The following is a 22,817-nucleotide window of genomic DNA, read 5'->3' on the forward strand; positions in this document are numbered from 1 at the left end:
GCCTCTAGACGAGGCGGCGGGCGTCGCGCAAGCCTGCGCGCATGGACGGAATCAGCCTTCGCGATCTCGAACCCGGCGATGCGGGTTGGGTGACGATGCGCCATGGCGAGCTCTACTGGACGGACGAAGGCTACGACATCGCGTTCGAGGCGCTGGTGGCCGGTATCCTGTCGGAGTTCATCCGCGACCGCCGCCCGCCCGAGCGGGCATGGATCGCGACGGATGACGACGGGCGACGCGTGGGATGCGTATTCACGACGCGCCCGGCCGCCGACACCGCCAAGCTGCGCATGTTCCTCGTCGAGCCCGAGATGCGTGGAACGGGACTGGCGCAGCACCTTCTGGATACGCTGATCTCCCATGCCCGCGACACCGGTGCGGTGCGGGTCGTCCTCTGGACCCACGAGAGCCACCGCGCGGCGGGAAAGCTCTATCGTCGCAACGGGTTCCGTCTTCTGGACGAGACGCCGGTGGTGGCCTTCGGGCAGCCCACGCTCGAGCAGAACTGGGTGCTGGACCTCTGACGGCGCAGGGCGCCGCGGACGTCGCGACGGGCGCGCGCTCCGGGCTTGCACGAGCGCCGAGGGAGCGTTATTGCCGCGCCCAGTGCCGCCGTAGCTCAGTTGGTTAGAGCGCCTGATTGTGGATCAGGAGGTCCCCCGTTCGAGCCGGGGCGGTGGTACCACCTCTTTCCGATGCGCACCGACACGCGACGCCTCAGGCGTCCGGCAGATGCGTCGCGAGGAGCTTCGCCACAGGAACGCGCGCCCGCAGCTTCGCCGCGATCAGAAACAGCCCCGCCAGCTTTCGTTGCAGGAACAGCGCGTCGATCGGCAGGGGCGGCGGGACGAACCCGCTCTCGCCCAGCGCGAGGCCCTCGGCGCGCAGCCGCTGCATGATGGCGCGATCGCCGAAATCGTAGGTTTCGCCCCGAAGCGGAGCGAACACCATCTCCATCATGACGCGGATGCGGGCAGCGTCGGCAGGCGCGGTCTCCGCGTCGTAGAAGCCGATCCGCCGGGCCACGGCATCGACCCGCTCCGCGTTGCCCGCCAGCCCCGCGCGCATCAGGTCGGCATAATCGGCGACGATGCCGGGTTGGAGGGCCCGCGTCGCCCCGAAATCCAGGAGGATCAGCCGATCCGCGGCCGCATTGTAGCGGTAATTGGCGAGGTTCGGGTCCGTCTGTATCAGCCCGAATTCGAAGAGCTCCCGCAGAAGAAGCGCGATGAGCCGCGTCGCGACCCGGTCGCGCGTCGTCTGGTCCGCCGTCTCGAGCGCGTCGAGCGGCGCCCCGTCGAGATAGGTCATCGTCAGGATGCGCGGCGTACTCCACTCCGGGACGGGCGCAGGGATCGCAAAGGCCGCATCGCCCCGCAGCAGCGCCGCGAAGCGCGACATATGCGCGGCCTCGGCGGCGTAGTCCGTCTCGGCATGGAGCTGCAACCGCGCCTCCTCGACATAGGGGGCGAGGTCGAAGCCCGCGGGCATCAGGCCCGACATCTTCACAAGGGCCGCGACATTGGCCACGTCGCTGTCGATGCTTCGGGCGACGCCGGGATATTGGACCTTGACCGCGACACCGCGCCCGTCGGCCAAGCAGGCGCGGTGGACCTGACCGATGGAGGCGGCGGCGATGGGGAGCACGTCGAAGGACCGGAGCGTCTGAACCCAGCCGCGCGGCCATTCGGCGTCGAGGACGCGCTTGAGCTGCGCGGGCGGCATCGTGTCGGCCTCGGCCCGCAACCGGGCCATGATGGCCGCCATCTCGGGCGGCAGCAGTTCGCCCGCATCCATCGAGATGAGTTGACCCATCTTCATCGCAGCACCGCGCATCCGCGCCAGCTCGTCGGTGATGCGTCTGAGATTGCCCGGCGTCAGGAGAAGATCGCGCGACGTCGGGCGCCGCCCCCGCGCAAGGTCCGCCGCCCCGCCCATCGCCATGTTGCCCGCGACCCCCGCGACCATGGCACCCAGCCGCGTCATACGCGACAGGCGACCGGCGGGCACGGGGACGGGGCGGCCGAAGGACGGGCGGTCGGGCATGGGGCCTCCTGCAGGATGCCCGTCAGCTAGGCCGCATGCCGGGCCGGGCGAGGTCTATTGCAGGTCGGCGAACGCCGCCTGCATCCGCTCGACCGCCCGCACGACATTCGCCCGCGGCGTCGCGATGTTGAACCGCAGGAAGCTGTCGCCGCCCTTCCCGAAGGTCGGGCCATGGTTCACGGCGATCTTCGCGTCACGCTCGACCCGCGCGGTGAACTCCTCGCGCGCCATACCGGTGCCGGAGAAATCGACCCAGCTGAGATAGGTCGCCTCGAGCGGTACGGAAGCGACGCCGGGGATTGCCGCGATTCCCTCGTCGAACAGCGCCCGGTTGCCGTCGAGATAGACCATCAGGTCGTCCACCCAGGCCGCGCCTTCGGGCGAATAGGCCGCCTTGGCCATCACCAGACCGAACGAATTGGCCGAGATGCCCAGGCCCAGCATCCGGGCCGCGAACTGCGCGCGCAGATGCGGATCGTGGACGATCACGTTGCCCGTATGGCCGCCGGACAGGTTGAAGGTCTTGTTGGTGGAACTCATCATCACAAGCCGGTCCGCGATCCCGTCGATCGCGGCCATCGGGATATGCGTCTGACCCGGATAGACGAGGTCGTGATGGATCTCGTCGGAGACGAGGATCAGGTCGTGGCGCTTGGCGAAGGCGGCGAAGCCCTCGAGCTCGGCGCGCGTCCAGACCCGGCCGTTGGGATTGTGCGGCGAACAGAGGATCATCATCTTCGCGCCCGTGCCCTCGACCTGCGCGTCCCAGGCATCGAAATCCGTCTCGTAGCGCCCATCCGCGAAGGGCATCTCGCATTCCACGACGACGCGCTCGGCCCCGCGGATCACGCGGGCGAAGGCGTGATAAACCGGCGTGAACAGGACCACCCCGTCGCCCGGATCGGTCCAGGTGTCGACGCAGAGCGCCGTGCCGTTGACAAGGCCGTGGGTCGTGAAGATGGCATCCGCGTCGATGCTCCATCCGTGACGTTCCCGCATCCACCAGCGGATCGCCTCGCGGTAGGGGCCGTCGTCGCCGTAATATCCGAGCACACCGTGATCGATCAGGTCGCGCACCGCGGCGGTGATGAAGTCGGGGACACGGAAATCCATGTCGGCGACCCACATGGCAATGCCATCCTCCGCCGGCACGCCGTAGATCTGCTCCATCTTGTCCCACTTCGTGCAGTTGGTGCCGCGACGATCGATGATCTCGTCGAACCGGGGGTCTGCATTCATGTGAGGATCTCCTGGCGGGTTGCGGGGCAGATGTGCCACCGGGCCTCGCCGGTCGCAAGCCGATGATCGAAACCATGGCCTTGCGTTTCAAACGATTTTTCAGTTCGTCCGCGACCTTTGTACGTGCGAAGAACGCTGGCGGCTGGTTCTGCGAGCAAGCGCCCGCGACCTCTGGCTGTACCACCGGCTCGGTGCCGTCGGGTCCGACCCACGCCGAAGCTCACCGTCCATGCGGGCGGCCTTGTCGTCCGCCCTGCGCCCCGAGGTCGATATCGAAGCCTCCGGTCGACGGATCGACACCGCGTTCCGGTTGCGCGACCGGGCCGCGCGGCCTACATCCGCCGACGTGAAACGGCCTATCCTCCTCCACCCCGATCCGCGCCTGAAGAAGGTCGCCGAGCCGGTCCCCGACCTCTCGGACGCGCTCCGCGCGCTGGCCGACGATATGCTCGAGACGATGTACGATGCGCCGGGCATCGGGCTCGCCGCGCCGCAGGTGGGGCAGGGGGTGCGGTTGATCGTGCTCGACTGCATCAAGGAGGAGGGCGAGGCGCCCCGTCCTCTCGTCATGTTCAATCCGAAGATCATCGCCGCCTCGGACGAGATGTCGTCCTACGAGGAAGGCTGCCTGTCGATCCCCGATCAATACGGCGAGGTCACGCGACCGTCCGAGGTGACCGTTAACTGGATCGACCGCGACGGCGCCGAGCGGTCCGAGGACATGGCCGGGCTCTGGTCGACCTGCGTCCAGCACGAGATCGATCATCTCGACGGGACGCTCTTCATCGACCACCTGAAGCCGCTGCGGCGTCAGATGATCACCCGCAAGATGGTCAAGCTGAAGCGCGAGCTGGCCCGTGGCTGAGGTCTTCCGCCCCCGGACGCGCGCGCGGCTGGCGGATGGCGAGGTCTGGGGCGTGCCGGTGAAGATGCACTGGATCGACGCCGCGGGGCAGGACGCTCCTCCAGCGGGCCTTCTGGCCGATGCGTGGCGGGTGGTGGCGGACACGCTGCCCGACGCGATGGCGATCGAGGGCGGGGCCGAGGGCGCGGCCTTCTGCATTCTCCATCGCGGCGAACAGGGCATCTGGCTGCTTATGGATTGGTGGGCGCATGCCGACATCCTCTGCCAGCGGCTTGCCCGCGCGGATGTCGGGGCGACGCTCTTCGAGAGCGTGGACGAGCGCCCGCTTCTCGCCTGCGTCTGGGAACTGGAGGTCATCGAGGCCGAGCGCCTCGCGTGGATCGAGCACATGATGCGACCCTCCCCCAACCTCGCCGCCTGGCGCGCGGCGTGATCCTCGGGATTCGCCTGTATCCCGATCCGGTTCTCGCCGAGATCTGCACGCCGGTGACGGGTGACGTCACGGGGCTGGCCCGCGACATGCTCGACACGATGTATGCCGCACCGGGGCGGGGCCTCGCGGGGCCGCAAATCGGCGTGACCGAACGCATCTTCGTCATGGACGCGACGTGGAAGGAGGGACTGCCCGATCCGCGTGTCTTCGTGAACCCGGTGATCACGGGAACCGAGGGCGAGCAGATAAACGAGGAGGGATGCCTCTCGATCCCCGACACGCCGCGACGTGTCCTGCGCCCCCGGCGCGTCGTGCTGGAATTCGACGGCCCGGGCGGCATCCGTCGCGAGGAGGCGTTCGAGGGCTTCGCCGCCGCCTGCGTCGCGCACGAGATGGACCATCTCGACGGCATCCTGATCCTCGACCATCCCGAGGCTCCGGAATGAGTGGCTTCGTCCCTTGGCCCGACCCTCGGCTGCGTACGAAAGCGGCCCCGGTCGGAACGGTCGATGACGAGGTGCGCGCGATCTGGCAGCGGATGCTCGATGCGATGTACGCGATGCCGGGCGTCGGGCTGGCCGCGCCGCAGATCGGCATCCTGCGGCGGATCGCCGTGGTCGATGCGGGCGAGGGGCCGATCCGGCTGGCCGATCCGATCGTGCTCCATTCGAGCGTCGAGATGCGCGAGCACGACGAGGCCTCCCCGAACCTCCCCGGCGTGTCGGCCCGGGTGAAGCGGCCCCGCGCGGTCACCGTTACCTATCTCGACGAGACCGGCACGCGGGTCCGCCGCGATTTTGTGAAGCTGGAGGCGACGAGCGTGCAGCATCAGATCGACCACCTGGACGGTCGGATGTACTTCGACCGGCTCAGCCGGACGAAGCGCGACATGCTGCTTCGGAAGGCGCGCAAGGCGTGACGGTCCTATGCGCCCACCGCCCGCTGCCATGCGCCCGCCGGCGGGTTCCGGCGCGTCCGCTGTCGCGCCCGCCCGCGGCAGGCCCGGCGCGCCCCGCCGGTCCCTCGCCCTACCTCGCCCCGACACCTGACTTCGGAGAGATCGCCGCATGAGGATCGTGTTCATGGGCACACCGGATTTCGCCGTGCCGGTGCTGGACGCGCTGGCCGGGGCCGGGCACGAGATCGCCTGTGCCTACACCCAGCCGCCCCGTCCTGCCGGGCGCGGCAAGAAGGATCGACCCTCGCCGGTGCAGGTCCGGGCCGAGGCTCTGGGGATCGAGGTCCGCGCGCCGCGCTCGCTTCGGGACGAGGCCGCGCAGGCCGACTTCGCGGCCCTCGATGCCGATGTCGCGGTCGTCGTCGCCTACGGTCTAATCCTGCCGCAGCCCGTCCTCGACGCGCCGCGCCTCGGCTGCATCAACGTCCACGCCTCGCTCCTGCCGCGCTGGCGCGGGGCGGCGCCGATCCACCGCGCGATCATGGCGGGCGACGCGCGCACAGGCGTGTGCATCATGGCGATGGAGGCGGGGCTCGACACCGGGCCGGTCCTGATGCGCGAGGGCACCGACATCGCCCCCTCCGACACCAGCGGCGACCTGCACGAGCGTCTGGCGGAAATGGGCGCGCGGCTGGCCGTCGCGACCTTGCCGCAGATCGAACGCCTTTCGCCCGTGATCCAGCCCGAGGACGGCGTCAGCTACGCCGCCAAGATCGACAAGTCCGAGGCCGCGCTCAACTGGAGCTGGGGCGCGGATGTCGTCCGCCGCCAGATCAACGGTCTGTCGCCCTTTCCCGGCGCCTACGTCACGCGCGACGGCGCGCGCCTGAAGCTGCTGCGCGCCGCACCCGCGCGCGCCGTGGCCGAACCGGGATGCGTGGCCGACGCGCCGGGCCTCGTGATCGGCACCGGCGACGGCGCGGTCGAACTGCTCGAGGTGCAACCGGCCGGGCGCGGCCCGGTTTCGGGCGCCGATTTCCGAAACGGCGCGCGGCTGGCACCCGGCGACCCGCTGGAGGGCTGAGCATGTTTCCCACCCTGATCGGAACCGTCGTGATCGCGGGCATCGTCGGCTACATCTCCGAACGCTCGGGTTTCACCCATAACGGCTACCTGCAGAGCATCATCATCTGCATCGGCGGCGCGTTCCTGATGTATTTCGTGACGCTGATGTTCGGGATCGGGTTCCGCTCCTCGGGGCTCAATGCCATCGCGGCGTCGATCGGCGCGCTGATCATCGTGCCCTTCCACTGGCGGCGCTGACGCCCGCGCGACGCAGGGCTTTTCGCGCGTGCCCGCGCGTGATCCTCTGGCCGCCATGGATCACGACGTCATCATCGTGGGCGCGGGCACGGCCGGCTGCCTTCTGGCCAACCGCCTGAGCGCCGATCCCGCCACCCGCGTCCTTCTGGTCGAGGCGGGCGGGCGCGACACCTACCCGTGGATCCACGTCCCGGCCGGGTATCTCTACACCATGAACAACCCGCGCACCGACTGGTGCCTCCGGACGGCGCCGGTGCCGGGGCTGGCCGGGCGCGCGCTGGCCTATCCGCGGGGCCGCGTCCTCGGCGGCTGCAGCAGCATCAACGGCATGATCTACATGCGCGGGCAGGCCGCCGACTGGGACGGTTGGGCGCAGGCCGGGCATCGCGGCTGGGGCTGGGACGACATGCTGCCCCACTTCAAGCGGCACGAAGCGCATGTCGACGGCGGCGACGAGATGCATGGCGGGACGGGCGAGCTGGCCATCGACCGCCAGCGGCTGCACTGGCCGATCCTCGACGCCGTGCGCGACGCGATGGTGGCCACAGGCGTGCCGGAGACGCGCGACTTCAATCGCGGCGACAACGAGGGCGTGGGCTACTACCAGGTGACGCAGCGGGGCGGGCGCAGGCTTTCGGCGGCGGGCGCATTTCTCAAGCCCGCGCAGGGCCGTGCGAATCTCGCCATCTCGGTCGGCGCGCAGGTCGCGCGTGTGGTGATCGAGGGCGGCATCGCGCGCGGCATCGAACTCATGGACGGGCGGCGGATCGGGGCGGCCCGCGTGATCCTGAGCGCGGGGTCCATCGGCTCGCCGCACCTGCTGGAGCTTTCGGGCGTGGGGGACGGCGACCGGCTTCAGGCCCTCGGGATCGAGACGCGTCACCACAACCCGGCCGTCGGCGCCGAGTTGCAGGACCACCTCCAGATGCGACCGGTCTTTCGCGTCCGCGGCGCCGAGACGCTGAACGATCGCGCCGCGACGCTGATGGGCAAGGCGCGGATCGCGCTGGAATATGCGCTGCGGCGGCGCGGGCCGCTGTCGATGGCGCCCTCGCAGCTTGGCGCCTTCCTGCGGTCCGGCCCCGAGGTCGCGACGGCGGATCTGCAATACCACTTCCAGCCGCTCAGCCTCGAAGCCTTCGGCGAGGCCCTCGACCCGTTTCCCGCCGTCACCGCCAGCGTCTGCAACCTGCGGCCGCGGTCGCGCGGCCATGTCCGCGCCGTCAGCCCCGATCCCGCGACCCCGCCCGAGATCCAGCCGAACTACCTCGCCGACGAGGCCGACCGCATCGTCGCCATGCGCGCGATGGAGCGGACCCGCGCCCTCTTCCGCGCAGCACCGCTGGCGCCGTTCCAGCCCGAAGAGGTCCGCCCCGGCGACGTCCATACCGAACGCGAGGCGCTTCTGACCGAGGTCGCGCGCAACGCGTCGAGCATCTTCCACCCCGTCGGCACCTGCGGCATGGGGCGCGTCGTCGACGACCGGCTGGCGGTGATCGGGGTCGGCGGGCTGCATGTCGTGGATGCCAGCGTCATGCCGTCGATCGTATCGGGCAACACCAACGCGCCGACCCTCGCCATCGCCGAAAAGGCCGCGGCGATGATGACGGCGTGAGGACGCGGTCAGCGCTCGGTGTGGCGCGCGTCGATCTCGTCATGGGCGGCGATGATCTCGGCGGGCCAGGTCGACTTGATATAGGCAAGCGTCGCGGCGATCTCCTCGTCGGACAAGACGTCGCCGAAGCCTTGCATCGCGCTCCTGTAGCCGCCACCGACCAACTCCTCCGACCCAAGCCGCGTGATCGCAATCAACATCTCGGACGGATGGTGCCAGGTGTGACCGTTCTCGTCATGCGGGGGCGCGGGCAGAAGACCGTCCGCATCGCGAACGCGCCAGTCGGGTTGCCCTTCGAGGTCGGCGCCGTGGCAAGCGGCGCATTGCGCGTCGTAGATGACCTCTCCGCGCGCGACGACCTCCGGGTCGTCATACGCCAGCCGCGACCCCGCATCGACATCGGCCGGGACCGGGCGGAGCAGGAAGGCCGCGACCGCCGCGGCGGCGGCAAGGGCGATCAACAGAAGGCGGCGGGGCATGGCGATCTCCGGGTCAGGTGCGCGGCGCATCGCAACCTTCCCGCAGGGGAGGGGAAGTCACGACACCGTGAGCGGTGCCCGTCGCTTTACCCGATGCCGCGCATTGCCTACATCCCGAAGGGACCGACGGAGCGCCGCGATGAGTAAGCCCCCACTGACCCTCTACATGGCCGCGCCGCGCGGGTTCTGCGCGGGCGTCGACCGGGCCATCAAGATCGTCGAGATGGCGCTCGAGAAGTGGGGCGCGCCGGTCTATGTGCGCCACGAGATCGTGCACAACAAGTTCGTGGTCGACGGGTTGCGCGACAAGGGCGCGGTCTTCGTCGAGGAGCTGGACGACTGCCCCCCCGACCGCCCCGTGATCTTCAGCGCGCATGGCGTGCCGAAGGCGGTTCCGGCCGAGGCCGCAGCGCGCGAGATGCTCTTCGTCGACGCGACCTGCCCCTTGGTCTCCAAGGTCCATATCGAGGCCGCGCGGCATTCCGAGGCGGGGCTCCAGATGGTGATGATCGGCCATGCCGGCCATCCCGAAACCATCGGTACGATGGGCCAGTTGCCGCCGGGCGAGGTGCTGCTGGTCGAGACGCCCGAGGATGTCGCGACGCTCACGCCCCGCGATCCCGACCGGCTGGCCTTCATCACGCAGACGACGCTCTCGGTCGATGACACGGCCGAGGTCGTGGCCGCCCTCAAGGCCCGCTTCCCGGCGATCGTGGGTCCGCACAAGGAAGACATCTGCTACGCCACGACCAACCGGCAGGAGGCCGTGAAGGCCATGGCGCCCAAGGTCGACGCGATGCTGGTGGTCGGGGCCCCGAACTCCTCGAACTCAAAGCGGTTGGTCGAGGTCGGGGCGCGGGCAGGCTGCGGCTACGCGCAACTCGTGCAGCGGGCCTCCGACATCGACTGGCGCGCACTCGACGGCATCGCATCGGTCGGCATCACCGCAGGCGCGAGTGCGCCCGAGATCCTCATCGAGGAAGTCGTGCAGGCCTTCCGCGACCGCTACGACGTCACCGAGGACCAGGTTGTCACCGCCGAAGAGAACGTCGAGTTCAAGGTGCCCCGCGTGCTGCGCCAGGCGGGCTGAGGGTCGGGCGCGCGGAGCCTCACGCGCACCTCGCCGAGCCGTGACGGAACGTGGTTTGAACGTGTGGGGCGGGTGCGACATCTTGTCTGGCAAGAGCTCTGGCATCCCGCCGGGCACATCCCAGGAAAGGCACCTGCCATGCCCTATTCGCTTTGCATCCCCGCGCTCCTTCTCGGCGCGCTGCTTCTGACCACCATCGCCGTCCCGACGGTCTCCGTCCTCGCCGGAGCGCAGGCCCCGGCCGTGCGCATCGACATGCTGATGTGACGTCGTTCCCGGTTCTCGCCGCCCCCCGGCGGGGACCGGTAATGCCCGACCCGCCTAGCGCTCGCAGGCGATGCCATCGCCGTCGCGATCCAGACGATACTCGTCCCAACCCACGACCCGGACCGGCCCACGGACGTAATAGGGCCCGTTCCCGCTGCCGCCGGCACAGTCGACATCGCTGACGCCCGCCGGCACGCAGACCAGCTCGTAGCTGCTGTGACAGGACTGCGCGACCGTGCCGCCGAGCGGGATCGCGGCGAAGATCGTGGCCACAGCCATGCGTGCGAAGTTCATATTCATTAACGATTAGTTAATGGCGCGCGCGGGGCCAGAGAAGAGAGCCGTCGCGGATCGCTTGGAAACGAGCTGTTAACCATTTCCAGACGGTGCCGACGAGTTCACCCCGAAGAACCGCACCGCCAGAGGCCCGACTGCATCGCCCTGGATCGCGCTTACACCGCCGCGAACCGGCGCGGGGTTCCACGCCGCCGCGCCCCGTGGCATCCCGGCCCCATGTTCGAAGCACCGATCCCCCGATCCGCCCTGATCCTCGGCCTCGCCGGTCTGCTGCCGTTCTTCTGGGGCGTGGTCACGATGTTCGTCCCCGCCGCATACGCGCTGACCTACGAGTGGCTCGGCGGGCGGTTCGTGGCGCCGTTCGTTGGCCTGCAATACGGCACCATCATCCTGTCTTTCATGTCCGGCGTGCTCTGGGGCTTCGCGACCCGCGCCGAAGGGTCGGTCGCGGCCACGGGCTACGCGCTGTCGACGCTGCCCGCGCTTTGGGCGTTCTTCATGGTCGGCGGGGGTCCCGTCACGGCGGCCATCGCGCTGATCGCAGGGTTCGTCGGCCTCCTCGGGCTGGACTGGCTCTTCTGGAACCAGGGGCTCGCGCCGCGCTGGTGGATGGCGCTCCGGCTCCTTCTCACCACCGGGGTCGTGGCCTGCCTTCTGCCGGTGGCGCTGTGACCGACCGCGAAACCATCGCGGTCTACGACGCCAAGGCGGAGGCCTATGCCGATGCCTTCGGCGGCCCCGTGCCCCGCGATCTCGAGGAATTCGCGCGCCACCTGCCGTCCGGCGGTCGCGTGCTCGACCTCGGATGCGGCCCCGGCGCGATGGCCGGATGGCTGGCTGACAAGGGTTTCGCGGTCGAGGCCTGGGACGCCTCCGCCGAGATGGTCGGCCGGGCAGGGCTTTGGCCCGGAGTCGAGGCGCGGCAAGCCAGCTTCTCGGACCTGATGGCCGATGACGCCTTCGACGGCATCTGGGCGAGCTTTTCGCTGCTTCACGCCCGGCGCGCCGACCTGCCCGATCTGATCGCCCGCATCGCCCGCGCCTGCCGTCCAGGCGGCACCGTCTACGTCGCCATGAAGATCGGGACGGGCGAGGGGCGCGACGCTCTCGGGCGCTTCTACTCCTACGTCACGGAGCCCGAGCTGACCGGCTGGCTGACCGATGCGGGCCTGACCCTCGGGCCAGTGCGCACCGGCCGCGCCAAGGGTCTCGCCGGGACGCTCGACCGCTATATCACGGTGATCGCCCATGCCTGATCTCTTCGCCTATACCGACGGCGCATGCTCGGGGAATCCGGGGCCGGGCGGCTGGGGCGCGATCCTGATCGCCCGCGACGGTGACAGGGTCGTCAAGGAGCGCGAGCTCAAGGGCGGCGAGGCCGACACGACGAACAACCGCATGGAGCTGATGGCCGCCATCGCGGTGCTCGAAGCTTTGTCGCGGCCTTCGACCCTGACGGTCATCACCGACAGCGCCTATGTGAAGGGCGGGATCACCGGCTGGCTGCATGGCTGGAAGCGGAATGGCTGGAAGACCTCGACCCGGAAGCCCGTAAAGAACGAGGATCTGTGGCGCCGCCTGGACGAGGCGGCGGCGCGCCACGACGTGACCTGGGAATGGGTCAAGGGCCATGCCGGCCACCCCGAGAACGAGCGGGCCGACGCGCTGGCCCGCGCCGGAATGGCGCCGTTCAAGCCGGGACGTACGGGGTGAGCGCGCGCCGGGCCCGCCTGGGCAGGGCAGGGGCGAGGTCCGCGTGACCGCGCTCATCGCTCTCGATCTCGCCTCTGTCCTCGTCTTCGCGATCACCGGCGCGCTGACGGCGGCGCGCGCCCAGCTCGACCCGATCGGCTTCATCTTCATCGCCTGCCTGACGGCGGTGGGCGGCGGCACGACCCGCGACCTGCTGCTCGGGCGGGATCCGGTCTTCTGGGTGGCCGACCCGCTGCCCGTCGCGACCGCCGGGGTCGCCGCGATGGCGGTCTTCTTCACGCATCACCTGCTGGTGTCGCGGCTGACGGTGCTGATCTGGCTCGACGCCGTGGCGCTCTCGGTGGCGGTCGCGGCGGGCGTCGGCGTGGCCCAGGGGCTCGGGCACCCGATCTGGACGCAGGTCGTGATGGGGATCGTCACGGGCTGCATGGGTGGGCTCTTGCGGGACGTGGTCTGCAACGTGCTGCCGCTGGTCCTCAAGCAGGGCGAACTCTACGTCACCGCGGCCTTGGCGGGCGGCGGCGCGGCGGTGGCGGCGCGCGAGCTTACCGGCTCGCCCATTGTGGGGCTCGCAGCCTGCGTCGCGGTGACCTTCGCGCTCCGTGCCGGGTCGATCCGCTTCGGCTGGCGTCTGCCCAGCTTTCGCGCGCGACCGCCGCGACCCTGACGGCGAGGAGGGACCACAATGACGTTGCACCTCGTCGCGCTGGGCGCCAACACGGGCGCGACACCCGCTGCCAACGCCCGCGTCCTCTTGCGCGCCGTGGGCCGGATCGGCAGGGCTGTCGCCCTGTCGCGGGCCTGGGCCACGCCCGCCTGGCCGCCCGGCGCGGGGCCCGATTTCGTCAACGCCGCCGCGGTGATCCACGCGCCGATCCCGGCCGCCGCGATGCTGGCGCGGCTGGCCCGCGTCGAGGCGCGGGCGGGCCGGGTCCGGGACCGCCGCTGGGGGCCGCGCGTGCTCGACCTCGACCTCATTGCCTCGGGCCAGCTCGTGCGGCCCGACCCGGTCACGGTCCGGCACTGGATCGGGCTCGACCCGGATGCGCAGGCCCGCGACGCGCCCGAGACGCTGATCCTGCCGCATCCGCGCCTGCAGGACCGCGCCTTCGTTCTGGGTCCCCTCGGCGATGTCGCGCCCGACTGGTGTCACCCGCTGACGGGGCGCAGCGTGGCGGCGATGTGGGCCGCGCTGCCGGGCCACGCGCGCGCTGCCGCCCGGCCGATGCCCTGGCCCGGAGTTTGATGCGGCGACGGGGCCGCGGGGGCTTGCGGTTTTCCGAACATGCTCATAAGTCAAGCCCTCTCCGATCCGCTTGAGAAGGTGCTGCCATGGCCCGCGTTACCGTCGAAGACTGCGTCGACAAGGTTCCGAACCGCTTCGACCTCGTGATGCTCGCCGCGCATCGCGCCCGCGAGATCGCGACCGGCAGCCCGCTGACCGTGGACCGCGACAATGACAAGAACCCCGTCGTGGCCCTGCGCGAGATCGCCGAGGAGACGCAATCCGCCGAGGACCTGCGCGAGCGCCTGATCGAGTCGAATCAGACCCAGATCGAGGTCGACGAGCCGGAGGAGGAGAGCATGTCGCTGCTGATGGGCGTCGAGAAGGACGCCCCCGCTCAGGACGACATGTCCGAGGAGAAGCTGCTGCGCGCGCTGATGGAGGCGCAAGGCCAGCAATAACGACCGGGAGGCGCGCGCGATGATCGAGGTCGAGGACCTGATCGCGCTGGTGCGCGCCTACAACCCCCGGACGGATACCGCCTTGATCCGCGCGGCCTATGATTACGGCCGCGAGATGCACGAGGGTCAGTTCCGACGCTCGGGCGAGCCCTATTTCACCCATCCCGTCGAAGTCGCGAGCCTGCTGACCGAGCAGCGGCTCGACGATGCGACCATCGTGACCGCGCTGCTGCACGACACGATCGAGGACACGCGCGCCTCCTATGCCGATGTCGCCGACCGGTTCGGCGACGAGATCGCCAAGCTCGTCAACGGCGTCACCAAGCTGACCGGGCTGGAGCTGACCTCGTCGGAAACGAAGCAGGCCGAGAACTTCCGCAAGCTTTTCATGGCGATGTCCGAGGACATGCGCGTGATCCTCGTCAAGCTGACCGACCGGCTGCACAACATGCGAACGATCCGGCACATGGAGCCGCACAAGCAGGCGCAGAAGGCCCACGAGACGATGGAGATCTATGCGCCGCTGGCCGGTCGCATGGGCATGCAATGGATGCGCGAGGAGCTGGAGGACCTGGCCTTCGCCGTCCTCAATCCCGAGGCGCGGACCTCGATCCTGCGCCGCTTCGTCTCGCTCCAGAAGGAATCCGGCGACGTCATCCGCCGCATCACCTCCGATATCGAGCTTGAGCTGGAACGCGCGGGGCTCGAGGCGAACGTCATGGGTCGCGCCAAGCGCCCGTTCTCGATCTGGCGCAAGATGGAGGAAAAGGAGATCGGCTTCAGCCGCCTCTCGGATATCTGGGGCTTCCGGATCGTCACCACCTCCGAGGGCGACTGCTATCGTGCGCTGGGCGCTGTCCACCAGCGCTGGCGTGCCGTACCGGGTCGCTTCAAGGACTATATCAGCCAGCCGAAATCGAACGGCTACCGCTCGATCCACACCACCGTGTCTGGCCGCGACGGCAAGCGGGTCGAGGTCCAGATCCGCACCCGCGAGATGCACGAGGTCGCCGAACGCGGCGTCGCGGCGCACTGGTCCTACCGCGACGGCGTGCGGGCCGAGAACCGCTTCGCCGTCGATCCCGCCGAATGGCTGGCGCATATGACCGAGCGGTTCGAGGAAGCCGCCGACCATGCCGAGTTCATGGAATCGGTGAAGCTCGAGATGTATACCGACCAGGTCTTCTGCTTCACGCCCAAGGGCGACGTCGTGAAGCTGCCGAAAGGCGCGACCCCGATCGACTTCGCCTATGCCATCCACACGCGGATCGGTCACCGGACGGTGTCGGCGCGGGTCGACGGGATGCGGGTGCCGCTCTGGACCCGGTTGCGCAACGGCCAGTCTGTCGAGGTCATCACCGCCGAGGCCCAGAGCCCGCAGGCCACCTGGATCGACATCGCGGTCACGGGTCGTGCCAAGTCCGCGATCCGCCGTGCCCTCAAGGCCGAACGTCGTGGCGGGCATGTGCGGCTGGGGCGCGAGCTGGCCCGCGCGGCCTTCGCCCATGCCGGCAAGCGCCTGTCCGACAAGGCCACCGACACTGCGGCGCGCGCCATGGGCCACGAGGATGGCGAGGACCTGCTGGCGGCGATCGGCGCGTCGGAGGTCAGCGCGCGATCGATGATCGATGTCCTCTTCCCCGAACTGTCGCAGACCCGGCCCATCCCCGATGTCGGGCCCGAGAAGGCGATCGTCGGCCTCGACCCGCGTTCGCATTACGACCGCGCGCCCTGCTGCCAGCCGCTTCCGGGCGAGCGGATCGTCGGCATCACCAATCGTGGCCGGGGCGTCACCATCCATGCCATCGACTGTCCGCGCATGACCGAATTCGAGGACCAGACCGAGCGCTGGGTCGACATCCATTGGTCGCCCGGTCACCACGCGGCGCGCAATGCGGTGACGCTCGACATGACGATTTCGAACGATCCGGGCGTGCTGGGACGAATCTGCACGTTGATTGCCGAGCAGAACGCCAATATCTCGGACCTGCGCTTCAAGGACCGCAAGCCCGACTTCTTCAGCCTGCTGATCGATGTCGAGGTCCGCGACAGCGAGCATCTGCATGCCGTCATCATGGCCTGCGACAGCGACAACGATGTGGCCCAGGTCCGGCGGCATCGCGCGCATTCGACCCGCCTGGCGACCGACAAGTCCGTCCCCGCCTGAGACCGAGGAGGCCGCGGAGAGCCCAGTGTTCAAGCGCCGTGACAGATTGCCGGTCTGGCAGACCGTTCTCCATGCGCTCTGGCCGCGGGGGGGATGGAAGCGGGCGGCGCTCTACGTCAAGCACCGGCTGCGCCGCCTGCCGGACACGCCGCGCAAGATCAGTCGGGGCATCATGGCGGGCGTCTTCACGACGTTCACACCGTTCTACGGGCTGCATTTCGTCGTGGCCGCGCTCGTGGCATTCATCCTGCGCGGCAACATCATGGCGGCGCTTCTGGGGACGTTCTTCGGCAATCCGCTGACCTATGTGCCGATCGGGGTGGTGTCGCTCAACCTGGGGCACTGGATGCTCGGAACCGAGATCCGGGGCGAGGTCGATGAGAATATCTTCGGAAAGTTCCTCCGCGCCGGCGAGGACTTCTTCTGGAACGCCTGGTACGCGCTGCGCGGAATCCCGGTCGACTGGACCGCGACGCAGATCTTCTGGAACGACATCTTCTTTCCGTGGCTCGTCGGCGGTCTGATCCCCGGCATCTTCACCGGCATCGCGGCCTATACGGTCAGCTTGCCGCTGATCGAAGCCTATCAGCGCCGGCGGCGCGGCGCGTTGAAGAAGAAGCTCGACGAAATCCGCCGCAAAGCCGCTGCCCGCGCCGCCGAGAAGGCCGCCGCCAAGGGCGCCAAGGGCGAAAAGCCGGGGCAGGGCGCTTCCTGAGACGGGGGCTGCGAGCGCGCGGGCCCCTTTCCCCTCGCGCCGCGCCCGCTATGGTCCGGTGCAAAGACCGGAGACGCCCATGCCCCCCCTTCGCCTCGGCATAAATATCGACCACGTCGCCACGGTGCGGAACGCGCGGGGCGGCGACAACCCGGACCCGGTGCGCGCCGCCCGCATGGCCGAGGCGGCCGGGGCCGACGGCATCACGGCGCATCTGCGCGAGGATCGGAGACATATCCGCGACGCCGACATGGCCGGCATCCGCGCCGCGATCGGCATCCCGCTCAACTTCGAGATGGCCGCCACCGACGAGATGGCGCGCATCGCGACCGAGACCCGGCCCCACGCGATCTGCCTCGTCCCCGAGAAGCGCGAGGAGCGGACCACCGAAGGCGGGCTCGAGGTGGCGGGCGACGCGACCCATCTGACCGCCTATATCGCGCCCCTGGCCGAGTTCGCGCGCGTCTCGCTTTTCGTGGCCGCCGATCCGCGCCAGATCGAGGCCAGCGCCCAAGTCGGCGCCGCCGTGGTCGAACTCCATACCGGCGCCTATGCGGATGCCGTGGCCGAGGGCGCCCATGACGTCGCCGCCGCCGAGCTGGAGCGTCTGACCGCCGCCGCGGCACAGGCCCACGACCTCGGGCTCGAGGTCCATGCCGGGCACGGGCTGACCTATGACAACGTCGCCCCGATCGCCGCCATCCCCGAGGTGGTCGAGCTGAACATCGGGCATTTCCTGATGGGCGAGGCGATGTTCGTCGGCCTGCCCGCCGCCATCGCCGAGATGCGCCGCCTGATGGACCTCGCGCGGGGCGCGGCATGAGGGCGGGCGTCCTTGGCGGGCTCGTCGCGCTGGCCCTGATCGCCCCGCCCGCCGCCGCACAGGTGGTGGGCGATTGCGACAGCTGGATCGCCAGCGCCCGCAACGTCGTCTGGGACGACGCCACGCGGACCTTCGCGAATGGCGCCATCCGGCTGGTCCTGCTCGACACGACCGAACCCGCCGCCGCGGCCTTCCACATCATGGTGACCTTCCCGCCGCCGGACGACCCGTTCCTCGACTGTCGCCTCGTCTCGGCAGGCGAGGGTCTCGGCTTCACCAGCCTCTCGCTGGAGCGGGCGCACGCGACCTACGATCCCGCGCGCGGCCTGACGGTCGAGGTCCCCGGACTGACCTACGAGGGCGACGCGCTCCTCGTGACCTTCACTGTCAATCAGGCCGCCGGCACCGTGACCGTACCATGACCGCGATCCTTCTGGCCTTCGCGCTCGTCACCTACGCTCCCGGTCCCGCCAATCTTGCCGTTTCCGTGCTCGCCATGGGGCAGGGGACGCGCCCGGCGATCCGCATGGCGTTGGGGCTGGCGCTCGGACTGGCCGCCTGGGGCGTTGCGGCGGCGCTGGGTCTCGGCGCAATTCTCGCGGCCTCCGAAGTGGCGATGACCGCCCTGCGGCTTGCGGGCGGCGCGATCCTCCTCTGGCTCGCGTGGTGCGGCCTTCGTGGCGCGCGTGGCCCTGCCGCGGCGCCCGCGGCGATCCGCGCGCCGCTTCGCACGGGTCTTCTGCTCAACCTCTCGAACCCGAAGGCCGTGCTCGCGTGGCTCGCGGCGCTTGCCGTCGGGCTCGATGCCTCGGCGGGCGCGGGCCCGCTGGTCCTCGCGACCGTGGCCTGCGCGGCGATCGGTCTTTCGAATTATCTCTTCTGGGCGCTCCTGATGTCGCACGATATTCCCCGCCGTCTCTACGCCCGCGCCCGCCGGGGCATCGAGACGGGCGTGGCGCTGATCTTCGGCGCGGCCGGGGCCGAACTGATCCGGCAGGGGGTCACGCGATGATCCTCGGGATCGGCACCGACCTCGCCAATATCGAGCGCATTCAGGGCGTGCTGGACCGCTTCGGCGACCGCTTTCGCAACCGCGTCTTCACCGCGACCGAGCAGCGCAAAGCCGAAGGGCGCAAGGACGTGGCCGGCACCTATGCCAAGCGCTGGGCCGCCAAGGAGGCGTGCTCCAAGGCGCTGGGCACCGGCCTGCGGATGGGGATCGCGTGGAAGGACATGCACGTCACCAACCTGCGCACCGGCCAGCCCGTGATGCAGGTCACGGGCTGGGCCGCCGAGCGGCTGGAGCGGATGACACCTGACGGCTACGAGGCGGTAATCCACGTCTCGCTGACCGACGACCACCCCTGGGCGCAGGCCTTCGTGGTGATCGAGGCGCGCCCCTACGCCTGATCCGTCGCGTTCACGCTGCGGCCCGGTTGACATCCCACGGCCCCGAAGGCACCCCCGAAGCCATTCGGAGGAACGCGCGATGGCAGCCAAGGCAGAGAAGAAGGAAGGCATCCTCGAGACGGTCAAGACCGTGCTCTGGGCGCTGGTGATCGCGGGGGTCTTCCGTACGCTCTTCTTCCAGCCGTTCTGGATTCCATCGGGCTCGATGAAGGATACGTTGCTGATCGGCGACTTCCTCTTCGTCAACAAGATGGCCTACGGCTATTCGCGCCATTCCTGCCCGTTCTCGATGTGCCCGATCTCGGGACGCATTCTTGGCTCCGAGCCGCAGCGTGGCGACGTCATCGTCTTCCGCCATCCGGTCAACGGCACCGATTTCATCAAGCGGCTGATCGGCCTGCCCGGCGACACCGTCCAGATGCGCGACGGCGCGCTCTGGCTGAACGGCGCGCCGGTTCCGACCGCGCCGGTCGAGCCCTTCATCGAGATCAAGGCCCCGCAAGGGCCGCAGCGCCTGACGCCGCGCTGCGCCAACGAGCCGGTGGGCCTGGGTGGCGACTGCATCAAGGCGCGCGCCCTCGAGAGCCTGCCCGGCGCCGACGAGGCGCATCCGATCCTCGATATCGGCACCAGCCAGACCGACACCACGCCCGTCTTCACCGTCCCCGAGGGGCAGTATTTCTTCATGGGTGACAACCGCGACAACTCGCGGGACAGCCGTGTGCCCCGCTCGGTCGGCGGCGTCGGCTTCGTCCCCTACGAGAACCTGATCGGTCGCGCGGATCGGGTGATCTTCTCATCGGCGGGCTCGCGGATGCTGTTCTTCTGGACGTGGCGGATGGACCGCTTCTTCGAGAAGATCGTGTGACCGCCGTGGTGGCCTCGGTCGCCGCGCGCTCTGTGGGGCTGCCGGACCTCGGCAGGACGGTCGCGCCGTGAAGCTGTCGCGCGATCTCGCCGCGTTTCAGGACCGGCTCGGATACGCGTTCACCGACCGCGAACTCCTCATCCGTGCGATGACCCATGCCTCCTTCGGCTCCGAGACGCGACCCGACAACCAGCGGCTGGAATTCCTCGGGGATCGGGTGCTCGGGCTCGTGATGGCCGAGGCGGTGATGGCCCAGGACGACACCGCGGCCGAGGGCCAGCTTGCGCCGCGCTTCAACGCGCTTGTCCGCAAGGAAACCTGCGCCGAGATGGCGCGCACCATCGATCTGGGTGCGGTCCTCAAGCTGGGCAAGTCCGAACAAGTCACTGGCGGGCGGCGCAAGCTGGCGCTTCTGGGCGACGGGATGGAAGCGCTGATCGCCGCGATCTATCTCGACGGCGGACTGGCCGCGGCGCGCGAGGTGATCCTGCGCCTCTGGGGCGACCGCGTGGCCACCGTCGAGGATGACGCCCGCGACCCGAAGACCACGCTGCAGGAATGGGCGCAGGCGCGCGGCATGGCCCCGCCCGATTACGAGGTCGTGGATCGCACCGGGCCCGATCACGCCCCGGTCTTCCGCATCCGTGCCGTGCTGGAAGACGGTCAGGCCGCCGAGGGCGAGGCCACGGCCAAGCGCGCGGCCGAACAGGACGCCGCGCGCCACCTGCTCGCGACGCTGAAGGACTGAAGGCGCGGTCCCCGTTCCATTCGGCGCGCAGGCGGCCTACATGGCCCCCATGACAGATCAGACCAAACGCGCGGGCTTCATCGCCCTCATCGGCGAGCCGAATGCCGGCAAGTCCACGCTTCTCAACCGGATGGTGGGGGCGAAGGTCTCCATCGTGACCCACAAGGTCCAGACGACCCGCGCGCGTATCCGCGGAGTCGCGATGGAGGGCGCGGCCCAGCTCGTCTTCGTCGACACGCCCGGCCTCTTCCGGCCGCGCCGCCGTCTCGACCGGGCGATGGTGGCCGCCGCGTGGTCGGGTGCGGCCGATGCCGATGTTGTCGTCCTCCTGATCGAGGCGCATCGCGGCCTGACCGAAGGCGTCGAGGCCATCCTTGCGGGCCTCGAGGCGCGCGCGCCCGACGCGCCGGTCCTCCTGGCGGTCAACAAGATCGACCGGGTCCAGGCCGAGGTGCTGCTGGCGCTGACCCAGAAGATGAACGACCGCTATCCCTTCGCGGGCACCTTCCTCATCTCCGCCGAAAAAGGGCACGGGGTCGCGGACCTCCGCGCCGACCTCGCCGAGCTCGTCCCCGAGGGGCCGTGGTTCTACCCCGAAGACCAGATCGCCGATGCGCCGCTGCGCTCTATCGCGGCCGAGATCACGCGCGAGAAGCTGACCCTCCGCCTCCACCAAGAGCTGCCCTACCAGCTCACCGTCGAGACCGAGGGCTGGGAGGATCGGCCAGACGGCTCCACCCGGATCGACCAGGTGATCTATGTCGTGCGCGACGGGCACAAGGGCATCGTGCTGGGCAACAAGGGCGAGACGACCAAGGCCGTCGGCAAGGCGTCCCGGCTCGAGCTGGAGGAATTCCTCGGCCACCGCGTCCACCTCTTTCTGCAGGTCAAGGTCCGGCCCAACTGGCTCGACGAGGCCGAGCGCTTCGACGCGATGGGTCTCGACTTCAAGGATGGCGGCACCGCGTGACGGCGCGTCGCATATCCGGTGGGCCGGCTCCCGAGGGGGTGCCATCGATGTTCGTCAAATATGCCGGGGGGCGCGGGGGGCTGGCCCCCCGCCGCGCCGCCGCGCGCCGTCCGTGACCCCGCGCCTCACCGCCGCCTTTTGGGTCGCCGCCTATCGCAAGCGGCTGGACCTGCACGGCATCCCCTGCTTTGTCACGCGGCATGGCGACGACAGTTCGGGCTCGGTGCTCGTCAAGCTCAACACGCTGGACGGGCGGGCCTCGGTCCATCAGCGCAGCTTCGACCTGATGACGGGGAACCGCGCGTGGATCGTCCTCGCCGAGGGGGCCGAGGCCGAATGCGACGCCGCCTGCGCGCGCCAGGTCGGCTTCGACCCCGACCTCTGGGTGCTGGAGGTCGAGGACCGGGCCGGGCGGCACATGCTCGATGCCGAGGGCATGGGCTGATGGAATGGCGCGACGAAGGCATCGTCCTCGCCGCGCGCCCCCATGGCGAGACGGCGGTGATCCTCGAGCTGTTCACCCGCGCCCACGGCCGCCATCTGGGCGTCGTGCATGGCGGCGTGTCGCGGCGGAAGGCGCCGATGCTGCAACCGGGCAACCAGCTCGACGCCGTCTGGCGCGCCCGGCTCGACACCCATATTGGCACCTGGACGGTTGAGCCGACCCGCGCCCGCGCGGCCGCGATCCTGACCGATCCGCTGCGCCTGTCCGCCCTGACATCGGCCTGCGCGCTCTGCGCCTTCGTGCTGCCCGAACGCGAGGCGTTGCCCGACTTTCAGGCCCGCACCGAAGCGCTCTGCGACGCGATCGCGGACGGCGAAGGATGGCTGCGCGATTACGTCTTCTGGGAAATGGCGCTGCTCGACATCTCGGGCTTCCGCCTCGATCTGTCGGCCTGTGCGGCCGGCGGCGGAGCGAACGATCTCGCCTATGTCAGCCCCAGGTCGGGCCGGGCAGTCAGCCGGGCAGGGGCGGGCGAATGGGCCGACCGCCTGTTGCCGCTGCCCGAGATGATGATCGGTGGCATGGCGAGCCTCGACGGCGTGCGCGCGGCGCTGGACGTCACGGGGCATTTCCTCGCGCAGCGGCTGGCACCGTCGCTGGGCGAGAAGCCCCTGCCGCCGGCGCGTGCCCGCTTTCTCGACGCGCTGACCCGCGCCTGAC

Annotated in this window: 31 protein-coding genes and 1 tRNA gene; 28 read left to right on the plus strand and 4 right to left on the minus strand. The window is 69.7% G+C overall.

From position 1 onward, the window contains the following. Window positions 1-41: 41 nt before the first annotated feature. A complete protein-coding gene (locus Q0833_RS03545; protein ID WP_298430325.1) occupies window positions 42-524 on the plus strand; it encodes a GNAT family N-acetyltransferase in 483 nt (160 codons plus the stop codon). Window positions 525-608: 84 nt separating this feature from the next. Then, window positions 609-685, plus strand: a tRNA-His gene (locus Q0833_RS03550). A 32-nt stretch (window positions 686-717) separates the two neighbouring features. On the opposite strand, the gene Q0833_RS03555 is transcribed toward Q0833_RS03550, so the two are convergent. Then, complete coding sequence (locus Q0833_RS03555; protein ID WP_298430327.1) at window positions 718-2,046, minus strand: AarF/ABC1/UbiB kinase family protein; 1,329 nt, start codon at window positions 2,044-2,046, stop codon at window positions 718-720. A 54-nt stretch (window positions 2,047-2,100) separates the two neighbouring features. Next, a complete protein-coding gene (locus Q0833_RS03560) occupies window positions 2,101-3,285 on the minus strand; it encodes a MalY/PatB family protein (RefSeq protein WP_298430329.1) in 1,185 nt (394 codons plus the stop codon). Between the two features lie 346 nt (window positions 3,286-3,631). Here Q0833_RS03560 and def (Q0833_RS03565) point away from each other — a divergent pair, with 346 nt between their 5' ends. The 7 genes from def (Q0833_RS03565) (at window position 3,632) to Q0833_RS03595 (ending at window position 8,419) form a co-directional block, all read left to right on the plus strand. Continuing rightward, window positions 3,632-4,150 carry a peptide deformylase gene (def, locus tag Q0833_RS03565; RefSeq protein WP_298430331.1) on the plus strand — a complete coding sequence of 173 codons (519 nt, stop codon included), beginning with the start codon at window positions 3,632-3,634 and terminating at the stop codon, window positions 4,148-4,150. Next, a complete protein-coding gene (locus tag Q0833_RS03570) occupies window positions 4,143-4,583 on the plus strand; it encodes a hypothetical protein (protein ID WP_298430333.1) in 441 nt (146 codons plus the stop codon). The genes def (Q0833_RS03565) and Q0833_RS03570 overlap by 8 nt, the downstream gene beginning before the upstream one ends. Then, window positions 4,580-5,029, plus strand: coding sequence for a peptide deformylase (locus Q0833_RS03575; protein WP_367274935.1), 450 nt, complete (start codon window positions 4,580-4,582; stop codon window positions 5,027-5,029). Before Q0833_RS03570 ends, Q0833_RS03575 begins: the two co-directional genes overlap by 4 nt. Continuing rightward, entirely contained in the window at window positions 5,026-5,502 is a 477-nt protein-coding gene (gene def, locus Q0833_RS03580; RefSeq protein ID WP_298430335.1) for a peptide deformylase, read from the plus strand. Before Q0833_RS03575 ends, def (Q0833_RS03580) begins: the two co-directional genes overlap by 4 nt. Window positions 5,503-5,650: 148 nt before the next feature. After that, window positions 5,651-6,565, plus strand: coding sequence for a methionyl-tRNA formyltransferase (gene fmt, locus Q0833_RS03585; protein WP_298430337.1), 915 nt, complete (start codon window positions 5,651-5,653; stop codon window positions 6,563-6,565). 2 nt (window positions 6,566-6,567) lie between these two features. Beyond that, window positions 6,568-6,804 (plus strand): hypothetical protein, encoded by a 237-nt coding sequence (locus tag Q0833_RS03590; protein WP_298430339.1) that lies wholly within the window; start codon window positions 6,568-6,570, stop codon window positions 6,802-6,804. 55 nt (window positions 6,805-6,859) lie between these two features. Beyond that, window positions 6,860-8,419, plus strand: a complete 1,560-nt coding sequence (locus tag Q0833_RS03595; RefSeq protein ID WP_298430342.1) for a GMC family oxidoreductase — start codon at window positions 6,860-6,862, stop codon at window positions 8,417-8,419. Between the two features lie 8 nt (window positions 8,420-8,427). Here the strand turns inward: Q0833_RS03595 and Q0833_RS03600 are convergent, their stop codons facing one another. Further along, window positions 8,428-8,898 carry a cytochrome c gene (locus tag Q0833_RS03600; protein ID WP_298430344.1) on the minus strand — a complete coding sequence of 157 codons (471 nt, stop codon included), beginning with the start codon at window positions 8,896-8,898 and terminating at the stop codon, window positions 8,428-8,430. Window positions 8,899-9,037: 139 nt separating this feature from the next. Here Q0833_RS03600 and ispH point away from each other — a divergent pair, with 139 nt between their 5' ends. Both ispH and Q0833_RS03610 read left to right on the plus strand, forming a co-directional pair. Continuing rightward, window positions 9,038-9,988 carry a 4-hydroxy-3-methylbut-2-enyl diphosphate reductase gene (gene ispH / locus Q0833_RS03605; protein ID WP_298430346.1) on the plus strand — a complete coding sequence of 317 codons (951 nt, stop codon included), beginning with the start codon at window positions 9,038-9,040 and terminating at the stop codon, window positions 9,986-9,988. Between the two features lie 138 nt (window positions 9,989-10,126). Further along, entirely contained in the window at window positions 10,127-10,255 is a 129-nt protein-coding gene (locus Q0833_RS03610) for a hypothetical protein (RefSeq protein WP_298430348.1), read from the plus strand. Between the two features lie 54 nt (window positions 10,256-10,309). On the opposite strand, the gene Q0833_RS03615 is transcribed toward Q0833_RS03610, so the two are convergent. Then, entirely contained in the window at window positions 10,310-10,549 is a 240-nt protein-coding gene (locus tag Q0833_RS03615) for an excalibur calcium-binding domain-containing protein (RefSeq protein WP_298430350.1), read from the minus strand. Window positions 10,550-10,768: 219 nt separating this feature from the next. Between Q0833_RS03615 and Q0833_RS03620 the strand changes: the two genes are divergently transcribed. From Q0833_RS03620 to recO, 17 genes are all read left to right on the plus strand, one after another. Next, complete coding sequence (locus Q0833_RS03620; RefSeq protein ID WP_298430352.1) at window positions 10,769-11,224, plus strand: DUF3429 domain-containing protein; 456 nt, start codon at window positions 10,769-10,771, stop codon at window positions 11,222-11,224. Next, window positions 11,221-11,808, plus strand: coding sequence for a bifunctional 2-polyprenyl-6-hydroxyphenol methylase/3-demethylubiquinol 3-O-methyltransferase UbiG (locus tag Q0833_RS03625; RefSeq protein WP_298430354.1), 588 nt, complete (start codon window positions 11,221-11,223; stop codon window positions 11,806-11,808). The genes Q0833_RS03620 and Q0833_RS03625 overlap by 4 nt, the downstream gene beginning before the upstream one ends. Further along, entirely contained in the window at window positions 11,801-12,265 is a 465-nt protein-coding gene (gene rnhA, locus Q0833_RS03630; RefSeq protein ID WP_298430356.1) for a ribonuclease HI, read from the plus strand. The genes Q0833_RS03625 and rnhA overlap by 8 nt, the downstream gene beginning before the upstream one ends. Window positions 12,266-12,308: 43 nt before the next feature. Further along, window positions 12,309-12,932: a trimeric intracellular cation channel family protein gene (locus tag Q0833_RS03635; protein WP_298430358.1), complete on the plus strand. Its 624-nt coding sequence runs from the start codon at window positions 12,309-12,311 to the stop codon at window positions 12,930-12,932. A gap of 18 nt (window positions 12,933-12,950) precedes the next feature. Then, window positions 12,951-13,511 (plus strand): 2-amino-4-hydroxy-6-hydroxymethyldihydropteridine diphosphokinase, encoded by a 561-nt coding sequence (folK, locus tag Q0833_RS03640; RefSeq protein WP_298430360.1) that lies wholly within the window; start codon window positions 12,951-12,953, stop codon window positions 13,509-13,511. Between the two features lie 86 nt (window positions 13,512-13,597). Further along, window positions 13,598-13,951: a DNA-directed RNA polymerase subunit omega gene (gene rpoZ / locus Q0833_RS03645; protein ID WP_298430362.1), complete on the plus strand. Its 354-nt coding sequence runs from the start codon at window positions 13,598-13,600 to the stop codon at window positions 13,949-13,951. A gap of 19 nt (window positions 13,952-13,970) precedes the next feature. Then, window positions 13,971-16,118, plus strand: a complete 2,148-nt coding sequence (locus tag Q0833_RS03650) for a bifunctional (p)ppGpp synthetase/guanosine-3',5'-bis(diphosphate) 3'-pyrophosphohydrolase (RefSeq protein WP_298430364.1) — start codon at window positions 13,971-13,973, stop codon at window positions 16,116-16,118. A 25-nt stretch (window positions 16,119-16,143) separates the two neighbouring features. Continuing rightward, entirely contained in the window at window positions 16,144-16,833 is a 690-nt protein-coding gene (locus tag Q0833_RS03655) for a DUF2062 domain-containing protein (RefSeq protein ID WP_298430366.1), read from the plus strand. A 79-nt stretch (window positions 16,834-16,912) separates the two neighbouring features. Next, window positions 16,913-17,656 (plus strand): pyridoxine 5'-phosphate synthase, encoded by a 744-nt coding sequence (locus Q0833_RS03660; RefSeq protein ID WP_298430367.1) that lies wholly within the window; start codon window positions 16,913-16,915, stop codon window positions 17,654-17,656. Then, window positions 17,653-18,078, plus strand: a complete 426-nt coding sequence (locus Q0833_RS03665) for a hypothetical protein (RefSeq protein WP_298430369.1) — start codon at window positions 17,653-17,655, stop codon at window positions 18,076-18,078. The genes Q0833_RS03660 and Q0833_RS03665 overlap by 4 nt, the downstream gene beginning before the upstream one ends. Continuing rightward, window positions 18,075-18,668, plus strand: a complete 594-nt coding sequence (locus Q0833_RS03670; protein ID WP_298430371.1) for a LysE family transporter — start codon at window positions 18,075-18,077, stop codon at window positions 18,666-18,668. The genes Q0833_RS03665 and Q0833_RS03670 overlap by 4 nt, the downstream gene beginning before the upstream one ends. After that, window positions 18,665-19,066 (plus strand): holo-ACP synthase, encoded by a 402-nt coding sequence (acpS, locus tag Q0833_RS03675; RefSeq protein WP_298430373.1) that lies wholly within the window; start codon window positions 18,665-18,667, stop codon window positions 19,064-19,066. The genes Q0833_RS03670 and acpS overlap by 4 nt, the downstream gene beginning before the upstream one ends. 79 nt (window positions 19,067-19,145) lie before the next feature. Continuing rightward, complete coding sequence (lepB, locus tag Q0833_RS03680; RefSeq protein WP_298430375.1) at window positions 19,146-19,934, plus strand: signal peptidase I; 789 nt, start codon at window positions 19,146-19,148, stop codon at window positions 19,932-19,934. Between the two features lie 67 nt (window positions 19,935-20,001). Further along, window positions 20,002-20,682 (plus strand): ribonuclease III, encoded by a 681-nt coding sequence (rnc, locus tag Q0833_RS03685; protein ID WP_298430377.1) that lies wholly within the window; start codon window positions 20,002-20,004, stop codon window positions 20,680-20,682. 49 nt (window positions 20,683-20,731) lie between these two features. Then, window positions 20,732-21,652, plus strand: coding sequence for a GTPase Era (gene era, locus Q0833_RS03690; RefSeq protein WP_298430379.1), 921 nt, complete (start codon window positions 20,732-20,734; stop codon window positions 21,650-21,652). A 112-nt stretch (window positions 21,653-21,764) separates the two neighbouring features. Then, on the plus strand, window positions 21,765-22,097 hold the full coding sequence (locus Q0833_RS03695; protein ID WP_298430382.1) for a DUF1491 family protein: 333 nt from the start codon (window positions 21,765-21,767) through the stop codon (window positions 22,095-22,097). Next, the gene (recO, locus tag Q0833_RS03700; protein ID WP_298430384.1) at window positions 22,097-22,816 is read left to right on the plus strand and encodes a DNA repair protein RecO; all 720 of its coding nucleotides are present in this window, start codon (window positions 22,097-22,099) and stop codon (window positions 22,814-22,816) included. Before Q0833_RS03695 ends, recO begins: the two co-directional genes overlap by 1 nt. Window position 22,817 lies beyond the last annotated feature (1 nt).

The organism is uncultured Jannaschia sp., assembly GCF_947503795.1.
GTDB lineage: Bacteria > Pseudomonadota > Alphaproteobacteria > Rhodobacterales > Rhodobacteraceae > Jannaschia.